The organism is Rhodococcus sp. NPDC077669 (genome assembly GCF_040686915.1).
Classification (GTDB): Bacteria; Actinomycetota; Actinomycetes; order Mycobacteriales; family Mycobacteriaceae; genus Rhodococcoides; species Rhodococcoides fascians.
This window is the reverse complement of record NZ_JBFBMD010000001.1, coordinates 432,815-448,700: the sequence shown is the minus strand read 5'-3', so window position 1 is coordinate 448,700 and position 15,886 is coordinate 432,815. Positions and strand designations below refer to the sequence as shown.

11 protein-coding genes and 1 tRNA gene are annotated in these 15,886 nt (G+C 64.3%); 4 read left to right on the top strand and 8 right to left on the bottom strand.

The window, feature by feature from the left end; translation table 11 throughout:
* The first annotated feature begins 7 nt into the window (after positions 1 to 7).
* A complete protein-coding gene (locus AB0P23_RS02125; protein WP_363796690.1) occupies positions 8 to 940 on the top strand; it encodes an alpha/beta fold hydrolase in 933 nt (310 codons plus the stop codon).
* On the opposite strand, the gene AB0P23_RS02120 is transcribed toward AB0P23_RS02125, so the two are convergent.
* Entirely contained in the window at positions 934 to 5,115 is a 4,182-nt protein-coding gene (locus AB0P23_RS02120) for a bifunctional nitrate reductase/sulfite reductase flavoprotein subunit alpha (RefSeq protein WP_363796688.1), read from the bottom strand. The two genes, AB0P23_RS02125 and AB0P23_RS02120, sit on opposite strands and share 7 nt — an antisense overlap.
* Positions 5,116 to 5,338: 223 nt before the next feature.
* Between AB0P23_RS02120 and AB0P23_RS02115 the strand changes: the two genes are divergently transcribed.
* The gene (locus tag AB0P23_RS02115) at positions 5,339 to 6,532 is read left to right on the top strand and encodes an Ig-like domain-containing protein (protein ID WP_032370364.1); all 1,194 of its coding nucleotides are present in this window, start codon (positions 5,339 to 5,341) and stop codon (positions 6,530 to 6,532) included.
* Between the two features lie 19 nt (positions 6,533 to 6,551).
* Here the strand turns inward: AB0P23_RS02115 and AB0P23_RS02110 are convergent, their stop codons facing one another.
* The 3 genes from AB0P23_RS02110 to orn form a co-directional block, all read right to left on the bottom strand.
* Complete coding sequence (locus AB0P23_RS02110) at positions 6,552 to 7,265, bottom strand: M23 family metallopeptidase (protein WP_231578205.1); 714 nt, start codon at positions 7,263 to 7,265, stop codon at positions 6,552 to 6,554.
* A gap of 357 nt (positions 7,266 to 7,622) precedes the next feature.
* Positions 7,623 to 7,698 (bottom strand) — tRNA-His (locus AB0P23_RS02105).
* A gap of 78 nt (positions 7,699 to 7,776) precedes the next feature.
* Positions 7,777 to 8,388: an oligoribonuclease gene (gene orn, locus AB0P23_RS02100; RefSeq protein WP_283541613.1), complete on the bottom strand. Its 612-nt coding sequence runs from the start codon at positions 8,386 to 8,388 to the stop codon at positions 7,777 to 7,779.
* A 94-nt stretch (positions 8,389 to 8,482) separates the two neighbouring features.
* Between orn and AB0P23_RS02095 the strand changes: the two genes are divergently transcribed.
* Positions 8,483 to 10,207 (top strand): helicase HerA-like domain-containing protein, encoded by a 1,725-nt coding sequence (locus AB0P23_RS02095; RefSeq protein WP_283541614.1) that lies wholly within the window; start codon positions 8,483 to 8,485, stop codon positions 10,205 to 10,207.
* Positions 10,208 to 10,255: 48 nt separating this feature from the next.
* On the opposite strand, the gene cmrA is transcribed toward AB0P23_RS02095, so the two are convergent.
* From cmrA to AB0P23_RS02080, 3 genes are read right to left on the bottom strand one after another with little or no spacing between them, the layout of a single operon-like run.
* Positions 10,256 to 11,059 (bottom strand): mycolate reductase, encoded by an 804-nt coding sequence (gene cmrA, locus AB0P23_RS02090; RefSeq protein ID WP_283541615.1) that lies wholly within the window; start codon positions 11,057 to 11,059, stop codon positions 10,256 to 10,258.
* A 23-nt stretch (positions 11,060 to 11,082) separates the two neighbouring features.
* The gene (locus AB0P23_RS02085; protein ID WP_363796684.1) at positions 11,083 to 13,155 is read right to left on the bottom strand and encodes an NADPH-dependent 2,4-dienoyl-CoA reductase; all 2,073 of its coding nucleotides are present in this window, start codon (positions 13,153 to 13,155) and stop codon (positions 11,083 to 11,085) included.
* Positions 13,125 to 13,652, bottom strand: coding sequence for a PadR family transcriptional regulator (locus AB0P23_RS02080; RefSeq protein WP_045194555.1), 528 nt, complete (start codon positions 13,650 to 13,652; stop codon positions 13,125 to 13,127). Before AB0P23_RS02080 ends, AB0P23_RS02085 begins: the two co-directional genes overlap by 31 nt.
* Positions 13,653 to 13,735: 83 nt before the next feature.
* Here AB0P23_RS02080 and AB0P23_RS02075 point away from each other — a divergent pair, with 83 nt between their 5' ends.
* Positions 13,736 to 15,058: an MFS transporter gene (locus AB0P23_RS02075; protein WP_206498221.1), complete on the top strand. Its 1,323-nt coding sequence runs from the start codon at positions 13,736 to 13,738 to the stop codon at positions 15,056 to 15,058.
* Here AB0P23_RS02075 and AB0P23_RS02070 read toward each other — a convergent pair.
* Positions 15,055 to 15,876 (bottom strand): alpha/beta hydrolase, encoded by an 822-nt coding sequence (locus AB0P23_RS02070; protein ID WP_363796681.1) that lies wholly within the window; start codon positions 15,874 to 15,876, stop codon positions 15,055 to 15,057. The genes AB0P23_RS02075 and AB0P23_RS02070 overlap by 4 nt on opposite strands.
* Positions 15,877 to 15,886: the final 10 nt, after the last annotated feature.

The window sequence follows — 15,886 nt, the reverse complement described above, 5'->3', positions numbered from 1 at the left end:
TTCGCCCATGCATTCGCAGCCGGGGGGCGCGGTCCCTGATCGTAAGGACATCACGTTCGACTCGAACGGCGTCGACTGTGCGGCGTGGCTGTACCTGCCCGACAGCACCGAGCCGGCCCCGGTGATCGTCATGGCGCACGGTCTCGGCGGAACAAGGGGAATGCGACTCGACGCCTACGCAGAACGATTTCGCGCCGAGGGCTACGCGTGCCTGGTGTTCGACTATCGGTACTTCGGAGACAGTGGCGGGCGACCGCGACAATTGCTCGATATCGAGTCCCAGTTGCAGGACTGGGCGGCAGCGATCGCGTGCGCCCGGGGTCGGCATGACGTGGACGGTTCGCGAATCGTGTTGTGGGGCTCGTCGTTCGGCGGTGGCCACGTCATCGTCGCGGCAGCACGGGATCAGCGTGTCGCCGCGGTGGTCGCGCAGTGTCCGTTCACCGACGGCATCGCCTCCGGGCTCGCATCGAACACATGGACCTCGGTCAAATTGTCCGTGCGGGCCGTGCGCGATCTGCTGGGATCGGTGATCGGGCGGCCGCCGGTGATGGTGGCGACCGCCGGACGACCGGGGACTACCGCATTGATGACGTCACCCGACAGTTACGACGGGTACCTCGCGCTCGCTCCGGACTCCGACGAGTCGTTCCACAATCGGGTTGCCGCCCGCTTCGCGCTGCAGATCGTGCGCCATCGGCCCGGACGTCGAGCGAAGGACGTCCGCTGCCCGATACTCTTCGTCGTCTGCAACACGGATTCTGTGGCACCGGCGAAGGCCACCCTGCGATACGCCCGGACAGCCCCGCTCGGCGAGATCGAAACCTACGACGCAGGCCATTTCGACATCTATCTCGGTGCTGACTTCGAGCAGGTGGTCGCAGACCAAATCGCCTTCCTCCTGCGCACTGTCCCGCCGCTGGTGGCTGCGGATCAGTAGACGTCGCGCACGTACCGCTTCTCCGCAGCGAGAGCCTTGACGTACGCCTCGGCGCTGCTCGGGGCCAGTTTCCCGTGCTGTGCGACCACGCCTTTCAGGGCCGCATCCACGTCTTTGGCCATTCTCGACGCGTCGCCGCAGACATAGAAGTGGGCACCTCGGTGAATCCAGTTCCACAGCTCGCTGCCGTGTTCGCGCATGCGATCCTGCACGTAGACCTTGTCCTTCTGATCCCGGGAGAAGGCGACGTCGAGACGGTCGAGCGACCCGTCGCTCAGCATCGCGGTGAGTTCGTCGCGGTAGTAGAAGTCGGTGTCCGCGTGCTGTTCGCCGAAGAAGAGCCAGTTCGGGCCGGTGTGCCCGAGCGCGCGCCGCTCGTGCAGGAACGCCCGGAACGGTGCAATGCCGGTGCCGGGACCGACCATGATCATCGGCGTGGCGGGATCCTCGGGCGGTTTGAAATGGGTCGATTTCTGTACGAATATCCCGATGTCATGGTTGGCGGCATGGTCGGCCAGATACGTCGAGCACACCCCGCGTCGAGCGACGCCGTGCACGTTGTATCGCACAGCCGAGACGGTCACCTGCACCTCCTCGGGATTCTCCTTCGGGCTCGACGAGATGGAATACAGACGCGGCTGCAACGGCTTGAGAACGCCGAGCCAATCGTGCACCGACGCGCGAACCGGATGTGCGGCAAGTACATCGATCGATTGCCGTCCCCACATCCAGTCGGCGAGCGTGTGTCTGTTGTCCGGATGCAACATGGCCTCGAGGTCGTCGTCCGCGGTACGCCGGTGTACGAACTTCAACAGATCCGGTGTGGCACGGGCGATCTCGAGGTGCCGACCCAACGCCGTACGGAGCGGCATTTCACCGTGCTCGGCCAAGTCGACGACGGCGTCACCGTCGAGTCCGGTGGCACCGAGCCACTCCTGCACGTACTGGTCACTGTTGCGAGGCCAGACCCCGAGTGCGTCACCCACCTCGTATTCGAGGGTGCCCGCGGGAAGGTGGAATCCGAGTTGACGGACGTCCTTGAGCGATCCGCGTGCGGTGAGCACTCGATTCCGAACGAGAGTGGTCACGAGGGGCGACTTCTTGCTGTACCGCGGTTCTACGTCAGCGGCCGCAGGCCGACGTGCGGGTGCCGCAGGCGCGGTCGTGGGGTCGGACGTTGGCGAGTCACCTGCCAGCAGCGCGCTCACCGAGTCGAGCCACTCGGCGGCCTCGTTCTCGTAGTCGGGCTCGAGGTCGACCCTGCCGAGTAGTCGCCGCGCACCGAGTTGCTCGAGACGTTCGTCGATCTTGCGGCCGTGCCCGCAGAAGTCTGCGTAACTCGAGTCGCCGAACGCCAGCACGGCGTAACGGATTCCGTCCAGTGCGGGTACCGAATCGGTTGTCAGGCTCTCCCAGAAGGTTGCGCCGTTGTCGGGTGCTTCGCCGTCTCCGGTGGTACTGCTGACGATCAACACGTCGGCCTCGGCCGGTAGTCGGTCTGCGGTGAACGAGTCCATGGAGTGTTCGGTGACGGCAGACCCAGCAGCTCGCAGATGAGAAACACTGGACTGGGCGAACTCCTCGGCAGTTCCCGTCTGCGAGGCCCACAGCAGGAGCAGTGGTCTGCCCGCTGCCGACGAGGTGTCCCCGGCGGTTGCTTCGGTGCCCGGCGGGGGAGTGCGCGAGAACAGGCCTGCGAGAACACCGTCGAGCCACGCGTGCGTCTCGGGAGTCAGCGGGGTCCGTTCGGGCAACGTGGGGATTCCCGGCGCGGAGCGACCTGCGTCGGTCCGAAGTCCCTCCAGCAGGCCTGCCATGTAACTTTGCTCGATGACGGTGAAAGGTTCTGCGGGTCGGCTCGGTCGGCCGACCAACACGGCGAGAGCGTCGACCGGATCGTGCACGTCCTCGGACGTATTGGGCGAATCCAATTGAGCAGCAGATACTTTCGTCAGCGACACCGCGCAGGCCTTGAACTCGGGTTGCTGCGAGTAGGGATCGACGGCGTCATTGGTCACCGCGTTGATCGCCAGGGATTCACCGAACTCGTCGCTCCAGTGGAACGGTGCGAAGCAGCCGCCGGGTAAGACTCGATCGGTGACCACGGCGGGCAGTACCGCACGGCCTCGACGCGACGACAGTTCGACGGTATCGCCGTCGGACAGATCGAGCCGGCCCGCATCGGTCGGATGTATTTCCACGAACGGGCCGGGGTTCAGTTTGTTCAGCTTCGCGACTTTGCCGGTCTTGGTCATGGTGTGCCACTGATGGGGGAGTCGCCCCGTGTTGAGCAGGAACGGATAGTCGTCGTCCGGCATTTCGGCCGGTGCCATGGCGGGTCGGGCGAGAAACTGCGCTCGACCGCTTGCGGTGGGGAACGACAGGGCAGGAATCGAGCCGTCCTCCGACACCCGCAGGGTTTGGCTGACTCCGTCGTTGAGGTACCGGATGGGGTGTCTGGTGGTAGTCGACTCGGGCGGGCACGGCCACTGAATCGAACCCTCGCGGAGCCCGTCGTAGGTGACGCCGCGAATGTCGTAACCGGTGGCGGGGTTCGAGAACTGCTTGATCTCCTCGAAGATCTCTTCGGCGCTGGAGTACGTGAACGACTCGGAATAGCCGAGAGCGCAGGCCATGTCGGCGATGATCTTCCAGTCGGGGAGTGCTCCGCCGGGTGCTTCGACAGCCGGCTGGAACAGCGTGAGGTTCCGCTCGGAGTTGACCATGACGCCATGGGCCTCGGTCCACAGCGCAGCGGGCAGCATGACATCGGCGTATCGGTTGGTCTCGGTCTCGGCGAAGGCGTCTTGGGTGATCACCAGTTCGGCACGTTCGAGACCGTCGATCACGGTTGTTCGATTAGCCACGGACGCAACAGGATTGGTGCAGATGATCCAGCAAGCTTTGATGTCGCCCGCAGCCAACTTCGAGAACATCTCGATGGTTCCACCACCGACGTCGGTGCGCAGTGTTCCGGGCGGGATTCCCCAGGCCTGCTCGACGAACGCGCGGTCGGTGTCGTTGGTGACCGCCCGTTGGCCCGGCAGTCCGGGGCCCATGTATCCCATTTCCCGGCCACCCATCGCGTTCGGCTGACCGGTCAACGAGAAGGGGCCGCTGCCGGTCCGGCAGATAGCACCCGTCGCCAGGTGGAGATTGCACAGTGCGTTGGTGTTCCAGGTGCCGTGGGTGGACTGATTGAGTCCCATCGTCCAACAGCTCATCCAGTTCTCTGCAGTCCCGATCATCTCCGCTGCGGCACGCAGATCTTCCTCGGCGAGACCGGTTGCAGCGCAGACCTTCTCGGGGGTGTAATCGCGAAGAAACTCCGGCATCGCGTCCCAGCCGTCGGTGAATTGGGCGATGAAGTCAGGGTCTGTGTTTCCGCTGTCGACGATCAGAGCCAGCAGGCCGTTGAGCAGCGCCAGATCGGATCCCGGTTCGAGCATGAGGTGCAGGTGCGCCTTGTCGGCGGTGGCGGTGCGCCGCGGATCGACCACGATCAGTTTCGCACCGGCCTTGACCCGGTCCATCATTCGCAGAAACAGGATGGGGTGGCAGTCGGCTATGTTGGAGCCGATGACGAGGAACACGTCGGCGTTGTCGAAGTCTTCGTACGACCCCGGCGGACCGTCGGCTCCGAGTGACTGCTTGTAGCCGGTCCCCGCGCTGGCCATGCACAATCGTGAGTTGGATTCGATCTGATTGGTACCGATGAACCCTTTGGCCAGTTTGTTCGACAGGTACTGAGCCTCGATCGACATCTGCCCCGATACGTACAGCGCAACGGAATCGGGTCCGTGTTCGTCGAGGATCGTGCGGAGCCTGCGGGCAGTATCGGTGATGGCCACCGAGGTGTCCGTACTCTCCGGCCGGTCACCGCGCCGGTGGCGAATCCGAGCCTTGTCGAGGCGGCCCGGCGCAGCAAGCATGTCTGCGGTGGTGTTTCCCTTGGTGCACAGTCGGCCGAAGTTCGCCGGGTGGGTCTTGTCGCCGACCGACTTGGTGACCGTAGGCCCGATCGGCAGCGTCGACCGGGAGCTCGACTGGGACTTCGCCGCCGACGGCCCACCGACCTCGAGCACCATGCCGCATCCCACGCCGCAGTATGCGCAGAGCGTCTTCACCGTGGTGACCATGGCTTCCACAGTGCCCGGTGCAGTGTGCGCGGCCATTACACATCGGTTAGCCGGATATGACGTTGTCCTCACCGGGCGTCGAACGATGCGGTGATGTGCGTTCGCGGCACCGCTCTGTGTGGCAGGGAGGTAACACCAACTTTCTGCAGTGCGATTGGTACTCGAACGTTATTCGTCGAACGGGCTGTCGAGTGGAATGTGTGGATTCTGCGCTGGCAGAATCGTCCGGGTCGGGCTCGAAGTGGGAAGTGGTGTGTTCATGAGGGTGTCTCGAGGATTCGTTCTCGCCGCGGTGGGAGTTGTCGCTTCGGTGGCGGTGCTGTCCGGGTGCAGCTCGCAGACGGACATCTCCGAACCCTCCGTTCCGATCGATTCCAATCCGATGACCGAACTGATGAAACCGAAGCTGACCGCGAGCGTGCTCGACGGAGCAGTCGGATTCTCACCCGCAGACCCGGTGACCGTCTCGGTTGCCGACGGCAAGTTGTCTTCGGTCACCATGCTCAACCCCGATGGCGAGCCGGTATCGGGAGCCATTGCTCCGGACGGGCTGTCGTGGACCAACACCGAACCCCTCGGCTACAACCGCGAGTATCGAGTGCAGGCCGATGCGTACGGTCTCGGAGGATCGTCGAGCACGGTGTCGAGCTTCACCACCAGCCAGCCGGGCAATTTCACCAAGCCCTACGTTCTGCCGAACCCGGGCGACGTGGTGGGTATCGGGCAGCCCGTCGCGGTCCAGTTCGACGAGGCGATCACCGACAAGCTTGCTGCCCAGAATGCGATCACGGTCACCACGACGCCGGCCGTGGAAGGTGCGTTCTACTGGGTGAACAACAAAGAGGTTCGCTGGCGACCGCAGAACTACTGGGCACCGGGCACCAAGGTCGACGTGGCCGTCAACGTGTACGGGCGTGATCTCGGTGACGACATCTACGGCCAGGAGAATGCGACGACGTCGTTCACGATCGGCGACGCGGTCATTGCCACTGCGGACGACAACACCAAGCAGGTGACGTTCAACGTCAACGGCCAGGACGTCATCACGATGCCGACGTCGATGGGCAAGGACTCCACCCCGACGGACAACGGCGTCTACATCATCGGTGATCGATTCGAGCATCTCGTCATGGATTCGTCGACCTACGGTGTGCCGGTCAACTCGTCCACCGGGTACCGCACTCCGGTCGACTGGGCGACGCGTATGTCGTACAGCGGCATCTTCTTCCATTCCGCACCGTGGTCGGTGGGGCAGCAGGGCTACTCCAACGCCTCGCACGGGTGTCTGAACCTCAGTCCGACCAACGCCAAGTGGGTCTACGACAACACCAAGCGCGGTGACATCGTCGTGGTCAAGAACACCGTCGGTGGAACGTTGTCGGGCACCGATGGTCTCGGCGACTGGAACATTCCCTGGGACGAGTGGAAAGCGGGCAACGCCACCACGGTCTGATCGGTATCGATCGGGTGGATCAGCTTCGATCGCGGGTCTGGTAGAGCGAAGGATCTATCCCGAGTGTCTTCAGGTACGCGACCGGTTCGATGCTCGAGCCGTTGTTGCGGACCTCGAAGTGCAGATGCGGTCCCGTCGAATTGCCGGTGCTGCCGACCGCCCCGAGGACATCTCCCGGTGCCACCTCGTCACCGACGGACACAGCGAGGCTGGACTGATGGCCGTAGTAGGTCTCGGTGTTTCCGCTCTTGACCCGAACGAGCTTGCCGTAGCCGTCGCCCGCGTCTCCGGCCTGAACGACGGTTCCGCCGGTCACCGCATGGATCGGGGTTCCGCTGTCGGCAGCCAGGTCCACACCCTGGTGGTACTGCGCGCCGTTGCCGGTCGGGTTGTTGCGTCCGCCGTAACCCGAAGTGATGCGATATTTGCCTGCGTCGATCGGAAGCACGGCACCGCCGAGCCCCACCGTGGGCGGCGCACTCGGAAGTTCGATCTCGGGTACATCCGCGGGAGTTGCGGTATCCGGCACCGACAGCACGTCGCCGTCGAGAACGATCGCCGCGACCTGGTTGATGAGCACACCGGTGGCGTCGAGCACCGCGGCGAGTATTGCGGCCCGCTGCTGCGCATCGGGCTGGGGGATCGGGATCTGAGGTAATTCGATCGTGGGTTGAGCGGTGGCCACCGCTGGGCTGAGCAAGCCGGTTGTGCCGATGCACAGTGCTGCCGACAAGATCGAACCCGCTATGACTCTGTGCATTCTGCGACCCACGAAAAAGCCTCCTCGTCTCTGCCCGCCGTGCACCCGTCGGATGGGTGCGAGCTGGGCGTCGAGCATGTTCGGTGACGCTTCGGGGCACGCTGAACTCACGTAGCAGAAAACACATGAATCACGTTGGTACTTTTCTTCCCCAAAAGTGCCATTGGTAACCGTACGTCACAGAAACCCCATAAGAAACTCGAAAAGTGAATTACAACAACGTAATTCGAGGTCAGGGTGGGTACGCACCGTCCGCTCGAACACCCTGGCGAAGGGTGGAGTGAATGCACGAAAAAGGCCGGTCTCGCGAGGAGACCGGCCTTCTTCGTGTGGGGTGAGCGACGGGACTCGAACCCGCGACATCCAGGATCACAACCTGGTGCTCTACCAGCTGAACTACGCCCACCATTGCACGCGTCCGCAGAACCTTTTCGGGCTCTGCATCAGCAGCGTCGACAATACTAGCGGGTTGAATCCGAGGTTGCTAATCCGCCCCCGATTGCGTGTCGAGTTCGGCAACAACTGCTGCGATGTCGCTGGTAGAGGGCCCCGGCGGAGCCACGAAGGCCGTCCGGCGGTAGTACTGCAGTTCTTTGATCGACTCCTTGATGTCCGCCAGGGCGCGGTGGGCGAGGCCCTTGGCCGGCTGCCCGTAGTAGATCCGCGGGTACCACCGTCGGGAAAGTTCCTTGATCGAGCTGACGTCGATCATTCGGTAGTGGAGGTAGGTGTCGAGCGCGGCCATGTCGCGAGAGATGAATCCACGGTCGGTCCCGATGGAGTTTCCCGCGAGCGGAACAGTTCCGGCCACCGGGACGTGCTCCTTGATGTACGCCAGCACGCGCTGCTCGGCTTCCTCCAGCGTCACCGTCGATGCGCGCACTTCGTCGGTCAAGCCCGACTTGGCATGCATGTCGGTGACGACGGCCGGCATGTTCGCCAACGCATCGTCGTCGGCGTGGATGACGATGTCGACACCCTCTCCGAGGATGTTGAGATGACTGTCCGTCACCAACGCCGCGATTTCGATCAGCTTGTCCTTGCTCAGGTCCAAGCCGGTCATTTCACAGTCGATCCACACGAGTTTGTCCTGCACTCGCTCCACAGTAGTGCGCCCACCACAGCCACTAGGGTTTGCGGTGGCGATCGACCCCGTTCGCTTCAGCGCACGTTCACGAAAGGATGCGGACATGACAGGCGACCCGACGCAGCCGGCACCCACGCTCAGCCCTGCCGAGAAGGCGAAGGCGGCCAAAGCGGCGGCCGTGGAAGCCGCACGGGTGGCTGCCGAAGCTCTGGCTGCGGCCGACGCCGCCGAGGCCGAGGCGCGTGCCGCAGAGCAAGGGTCGGCACCGGCGGTGCAGGGTAAAGCAAGCGAGATCGCCGCCGGATACGCATCGGCAGGTGCGGCATTGGAACTGGGAACCGTCGTTCTGGACGGTGTCACCGACCCCGCTGCCCGCATTCGTATTCCGTTGGCAACGTTGAACAGGCACGGTCTCGTTGCCGGGGCCACCGGAACCGGCAAGACCAAGACGCTTCAGGGGATAGCCGAACAGCTTTCTGCCGCAGGGGTTCCCGTCGTCATGGCCGACGTCAAAGGAGATCTCTCGGGCTTGTCCGCGCCGGGCGAAGACAACGACAAGATCCGCAGCCGCGCTGCGGACACCGGCCTGACGGACTGGGCTCCCGCCGGACACCCGGTGGAATTTCTCTCGCTCGGCACCGAGGGGATCGGGGTGCCGGTGCGGGCCACGATCACCGCGTTCGGACCGATTTTGCTCAGCAAAGTGTTGGGGCTCAACAACACTCAAGAGTCGACCCTGGGGCTGATCTTCCACTGGGCCGATTCCCAGGGACTTGCCTTGCTCGATCTCAAGGACCTGCGGTCGGTGATCATGCATCTGACGAGTGACGAAGGCAAAGCCGACCTGAAAGGCATCGGCGGTGTGTCGTCGGCGACCGCCGGAGTCATCCTGCGCGCCTTGGCCAATCTCGAGGCCGACGGCGGCGACACCTTCTTCGGCGAACCGGAACTCGAGACCGAGGACCTGCTCCGCGTCGGACCCGACGGACGAGGCGTCATCACTCTGTTCGAGCTCGGTGCTCAGGCGTCACGCCCGGTGATGTTCTCCACCTTCCTGATGTGGGTACTGGCCGATTTGTTCCAGACGTTGCCCGAGGTCGGTGACGTCGACAAGCCCAAGCTCGTGTTCATCTTCGACGAGGCGCATCTGCTCTTCGCCGACGCGTCGAAAGCCTTTCTGCAGCAGGTGGAACAGACCGTCAAGCTCATTCGCTCGAAGGGCGTCGGCGTCTTCTTCTGCACACAGCTGCCCACCGACGTCCCCAACGACGTTCTCTCCCAACTGGGTGCGCGAATCCAGCATGCTCTACGCGCCTTCACGCCCGACGACCAGAAAGCACTGAACAAGACGGTGCGCACGTACCCCAAGACCGACGCGTACGACCTCGAGAAGGCACTGACGTCGTTGGGGACCGGAGAAGCGATCGTGACGGTGCTCTCGGAGAAAGGCGCGCCGACACCGGTGGCGTGGACGAAGATTCGCCCGCCCCGCTCCCTGATGGACACCATCGGCAACGACGCCATTGCGGCCGCCGCGTCGTCGAGCACTTTGTCTGTGAAGTACCGCGAGACCATCGACCGCGAGTCCGCCTACGAGCGCATGAACGCACGGGTGGTGGATGCGCCCGCTCCGGTCGAGAATTTCGACATTCCGCCGCTGCCCGCCGATCTGCCGGATCTACCCCCGAATGAGCCGGACGGGCCCTCGGCCGCCGAGCGCATCATGGGCAACCCAGCGGTCAAGAGCTTCCTTCGATCGGCTGCCTCGGCCGCCGGTCGGGAAATCTCGCGCAGCATCTTCGGAACCGGACGGCGTCGGCGGCGCTGAGCCTGCTCGGTCGGGAGAGGAGCCCGCGGAACGACCAGGATTCGGGTACTAGTTGCCCAGCTTCTTGTAGAAGCTGCCGATGATCGGTGCCGAAATGCTGCGCGGGCTGTACTGCCCGGCGACCGACATGCCCTTGCTCAGCAGACCCGGCACAACGCGCATCTTGTTCTTCGCCAGGCCGTCCAGTGACAGCTTCGCGGTGTAGGCGCTGTCGATCCACAGGAAGTCGGGAACCATCTTGTCCACGATCGACGCATCGGCCGGGTCGGGTGTCTCGGTGCGGACCGGGCCCGGAGCGAGCAGGGTGACGTTGACGCCGGTGCCCGCGAGCTCACCGCGCAGTGACTCCGAGAACGTGTTGACGAAGGCCTTCGTCGCGGCGTAGGTCGCGTTGTTGGGGATGGCCATGTTGCCGGCCGCAGAACCGGTGATGAGGATGCCGCCTGCTCCGCGACCGATCATGCCGGGCATGACCGCCAACGTGAGGTCGTGTACGGCAACGGCATTGAGCTCCACCTGATCGCGCTCGTACGCGGGATCGAGCCCGGCCACGGGTCCGAACGTCGCGATGCCTGCGTTGTTGCACAGGATCGAGATCTCACGCTCGGAGAGCTCGGTGACCAGCTCCTGGCGCTGCTCGCGGTTGGACAGATCCGACGCCCGCACCTCGACGGTGACGCCGTGCTCGGCGGTGAGCTTCGAGGCCAGCGCCTCGAGCAGTTCGCCGCGTCGGGCCACGACGATCAACGAGTGACCACGGGTGGCGAGTTCGGTGGCCAGCGCTTCACCGATACCGGAGGAGGCTCCGGTGACGACGGCGCGGGCATCGGGGCTGGGCTTGGGCAGGCTCACGGTGAGACAGGCTAGCGGACAGATCAGATCGTGGCCGCGAGCCGGGTGCCCTGCTCTATCGCCCGTTTGGCGTCCAACTCTGCCGCCACGTCCGCACCGCCGATGATGTGTGTGGTGGTGCCCGCGGCCTTCAGCTCGTCGACCAGATCCCGGACCGACTCCTGGCCCGCGCAGATCACGATGGTGTCGACCTCGAGCAAGCGTGGGCGTTCGTGCTTCTCGCCGAACGAGATGTGCAGGCCCGCATCGTCGATCTTCTCGTAGTTCACCCCCGAAAGCTGATGCACGCCTTTGGCTTTCAACGCTGCGCGGTGAACCCACCCGGTGGTCTTCGCGAGACCGGCCCCGATACGTCCCGGCTTGCGTTGCAGGAGGTAGACCTCCCGAGGAGATGCGGCCGGCACCGGGGTGGTCAACGCGCCCGGCGCGGCCTCGGGCTCGGTGACTCCCCACTCCTGCTTCCATTCCTTCAGGTCCAGCGTGGGGGAGGCGTCGGTGGTGAGGAACTCGGAGATGTCGATGCCGATACCGCCGGCACCGATGACCGCGACCCGGTCGCCGACGGCCCTACCGTCGCGCACCAGTTCCGCGTACGAGAGCACGGACGGGTGATCGATACCTGGGATCTGCGGCATCCGGGGAGTGACACCGGTGGCCAGGACCACCTCGTCGAATTCGCCCGCGGCGAGTTCTGCGGCGGTAACCCGAGTATCGAGGTGTACCGCAACATCCGCGTCGCGCAGAGCGGTGGAGAAGTAGCGAATGGTCTCGGCGAACTCTTCCTTGCCGGGAATCAGACGGGCGATACCGAATTGGCCGCCGATCTCGCCCCTGGCCTCGAACAGGCTGACGGCGTGTCCGCGTTGCGCAAGGGTGAGCGCCGCAGACAGTCCGGCGGGCCCGGCCCCGACGACCGCCACCTTCTTGGTCTTCTTCGTCGGCAACAACTGCAGGTCGATCTCGCGACCGGCGCGAGGGTTGACCAGGCACGAGACCTTCTTGTGTACGAAGGCGTGGTCGAGGCAGGCCTGATTGCAGGCGATGCAGGTGTTGATTCGATCCGCGGAATCGGAAGCAGCCTTCTCGACCCAGAACGGATCGGCGAGCATCGGCCTGGCCATGGCGATCAGCTGCGCGTCGCCGCGGGCGAGGATGTTCTCGGCGATCTCGGGCATGTTGATGCGGTTGGACGCGGCGACGGGGATGCTCACGTATTTTTCGAGCTTGCCGGTGATGTCGGCGAATGCTGCTCGCGGAACCGAGGTGACGATGGTCGGCACCCGCGATTCGTGCCAGCCGATGTCGGTGTTGATGATGTTCGCGCCTGCGGCCTCCACGTCCTCGGCGAGGGCGACGATGTCGTTCCAGCTCTGGCCCTCCTCGACGAGGTCGGCCATCGACAGCCGGAACACGATGAGAAAGTCGGATCCGACGGCGGCACGGATCTGCCGCACGATCTCGACTGCCATTCTGCGACGGTTCTCCGCGGAACCACCCCATTCGTCGCGTCGCTTGTTGGTGCGCTCGGAGAGGAACTGGTTGATGAAGTAGCCTTCGCCGCCCATGATTTCGACGCCGTCGTAGCCGGCGCTCTGTGCGAGTCGGGCGCACCGCACGAAGTTTCTGATCTGCCAGCGAACGCCCCTCGAGGTCAATCGCCTGGGCCGAAAAGGATTGATGGGAGCCTTGATCGACGATGCCGACACACTCAGCGGCTGGTAGGAATAGCGTCCGGCATGGAGGATCTGGAGCGCGATCTTGCCGCCTTCGCGGTGCACGGCAGTGGTGATCCTGCGGTGCCGACGGGCCTCGATGCGGTTGGTCAGCTTGGCCCCGAACGGCAACAGCCACCCGGTGCGATTGGGGGCGTAACCCCCGGTGATGATGAGTGCGACTCCGCCGCGGGCACGCTCGGCGAAGTAGGCAGCCAGGCGGCCGGTGTCGCGGGCGCGATCTTCGAGGCCGGTGTGAATCGATCCCATGATCACGCGGTTCTTCAGCGTGGTTGCGCCGACGTTCAACGGCGACAACAGAATCGGGTACGGACCAGTGGTCTGCTCGGTCTTCACAGTTTCTCCAATACCTCGGTGCACCATTCGGTGAATCCTTCTTCGACACGAATCCCGCCGCGGAGCACCAGGTATTGATGCAGCGCGGTACCGGTCAGGGCAGCGGGGGCCGGAAAGTCCTGCTTCTCGATCAGTCGATACACGTCGAGACGGGTGGCATGTACGTCGCGGTGGCGGGCGACTTCGACTTTCAACGCTTCGATGTCACCGTTGGCCGCACCGCGAATCTTCACGGCGAGCTCCTCGCGAAGCTGCGAGGGATCGGTCGGCGCGGCGATCCAGCGATCGAGCTCGGCGCGGCCCGCGGTGCTGACCGAATAGACCTTCTTGTCGGGACGGCCGTCCTGTGCGACTGCCTCGCCGGTGATCCAGCCCGCTCCATCCATCCGCGTCAGAGTGCGGTAGATCTGCTGATGAGTTGCACTCCAGAAGAAGCCGATGGACTTGTCGAACCGTCGGGCGAGCTCGTACCCCGAGCCGCTCAGCTCGGTGAGGGAGACCAGAATCGCGTGTTCCAAAGCCACACCCGAGAGTATGTATGCAACGTGGTGACTATGCAACTAGGTGCACCCAAACGTGGGCCCGTCGCGGGCTAGTGTTGGCAACCATGGGAACCCAGCCGGAGGCCGCTGTCGTCGGAGTCGCCACAACGCGTAAGCAGGTCACCGCCTGGGGGTTCTGGGACTGGGGATCGGCCGCGTTCAATGCCGTCATTCTCACGTTCGTGTTCTCGGTGTATCTCACCGATGCCGTCGGTGACGACCTACCCGGATCCATCTCGGCGACCACGTGGTTCAGCTGGTCCATCGCGCTGTCGAGCGTCGTAATCGCACTGCTGGCACCGGTGTGCGGGCAGTACTTCGACGCCCGCGGCAAGAGAAAATGGCTGCTGGGGCTATTGACCGCGTTGACGGTCGTGGCCATGGCCGGCTTGTTCTTCGTACAGGACGACTACCACTATCTGTGGCTCGGGCTGCTGCTGCTCGGTCTCGGATCCATCATGTTCGAGCTGGCCAGTATTCCGTACAACTCGATGCTGCGGCAGGTCTCCACCCCGGCCAATATCGGACGTGTGTCCGGATTCGGTTGGGCGATGGGCTATTTCGGTGGAATTGTCCTACTCCTTCTGGGCTACCTCGGTTTCATCGTCGGGGACGGCGACACTCGGGGCCTGCTGGGGCTGAGCACCGATGGAGGGCTCAACATCAGGCTCGTCGCCGTGCTGGCGGCCGTCTGGTTCGCGGTCTCGGCCATCCCGGTGATGTTCGCAGTTCCCGAAGTACCCAGGGCCATCGCCGATCCCGAGGCGGCACAGGCCGGCTTCGCGGAGTCCTATCGCGTTCTCTTTCGTGATGTGCGCGAGTTGTGGAGCGCAGACCGGCGTGCCGTCTACTACCTGATCGCCAGCGCACTGTTCCGAGACGGACTGGCGGGCGTGTTCACTTTCGGAGCCGTTCTCGCGGTCAGCGTCTACGGCATCGGCGCGGCGGACGTACTGCTGTTCGGCGTCGCCGCCAATGTCATCGCAGGCCTCGGTGCCATCGTCGCCGGGCGGTTCGACGACAGAATCGGACCCAAGAAGGTCATCGTCTTCTCGCTCACGTCCATGATCGGTGCCGGAACCATTCTGCTGTTCGTGTCGGGACCGACGATGTTCTGGATCTTCGGGCTGATCCTGTGCCTGTTCGTGGGGCCCGCGCAATCGTCTGCGCGTACCTTCCTGGCCCGACTGGCACCGCCCGGGCGCGAGGGTCAGTTCTTCGGACTGTTCGCGACGACGGGTCGGGCCGCGTCGTTTCTCGCGCCCTCGCTGTTCGGGCTGTTCGTGTGGATGTTCGACGCCGACCGCGCAGGTATCGCCGGGCTGATCATCGTCCTCGCCGCCGGGCTGCTGGCATTGCTGAAAGTTCGCGCCCCGGAACAGGTTTAGACCGACCCGATACGATCCAAGATCTCGGCTGCGAGTCTGTCGGGGGCTTCCTCGGGGATCCAGTGGGAGATGCCGTCGAGTTCGACGAATCGGTACGGTGCATCGACGAACTCGCCACAGCGCTCCGCGCCGGCTCGACCGATGGCGGTGTCGCCGTTGCTCCACACGTAGGTGGTCGGCACCGTCACCGCAGGTAGGTTCGCGAACTCCCGCGTCATCGCGGCATACCAACTCGACGCAGCGGTCAGTGCTCCCGGCACCGTCAGATGCCGTACGTATTCGTCGTCCAGGCTCTCGGCCCCGAACATCGCGCGGAGCCGTTGCGCGTCGTTCTCGGTCAGCACTCGCTCGGCCTTCTCGGGTTCGCGAAGCAAACCGAAGTACTGTGACCGCTGTTGCTGGTCCGGGTCCTCGCGAATGGCCCAGTTGAACGCCGCAGAGTGCGGAACGGATGCGGCAGTGAGGCTTCGGACGCGGTCGGGATGCTCGGAGGCGACATGCCAGGCGACCACAGCGCCCCAGTCGTGACCCACCAGGTGCGCCGAGTTCAGGTCGAAGGCATCGAGCAGACCGAGGACGTCCTCGGTGAGACGCTCGATGCGGTAGTGCTCGACGCCGATCGGGCGGGCACCGGGGGAGTAGCCCCGCTGGTTGGGGGCCAGGACGCGGCAGCCCGCGGCCGTCAATTCGGGGGTCACCCGCGACCACGACGCGTTGGTCTGTGGAAAGCCGTGCAGCGCAACGACGGGTACGCCGTCGACGGGACCTGCCTGCGCCAGCTCGAACGTGTACTCGCCGATGTGTACCTCGGTGGTCATGATGCTCCTT